Origin of the sequence: Hyphomonas sp. UBA3601, assembly GCF_002375605.1 — a bacterium.
Classification (GTDB): Bacteria; Pseudomonadota; Alphaproteobacteria; order Caulobacterales; family Hyphomonadaceae; genus Hyphomonas.
On sequence record NZ_DFME01000071.1, the window covers coordinates 1 to 267 of the forward strand.

Here is a 267-nt window from a genome sequence, read left to right on the forward strand (position 1 = left end):
CCCCGCCAGTGTGCCCAGATCGGTGCCCAGATGCGGCGATCCTTCGGCCTCGATCCCGCCCGAAAGCGTGAGCCCTTCGGTTTCGGCAATCAGGCGGGTGAGTGTCCGGCCCATGCGGCCGCCCGCTCCCGTAATGGCGATCTTTACGTTCTGGCCCATCTGTCGTCCCGCTGCTTGGGCCATCAATGGCCCTGAAATCGGCGCTCCGGGTATAGCAGTCACACCCGGACCCGTAAATCTGTCTGCCAGTCCGCTCGGCGCGGGCAT

1 pseudogene is annotated in these 267 nt (G+C 65.5%); it reads right to left on the bottom strand.

The features are described from left to right. Nucleotides 1–267, bottom strand: a pseudogene (locus B4F73_RS16740) (hypothetical protein); the annotation flags it as partial.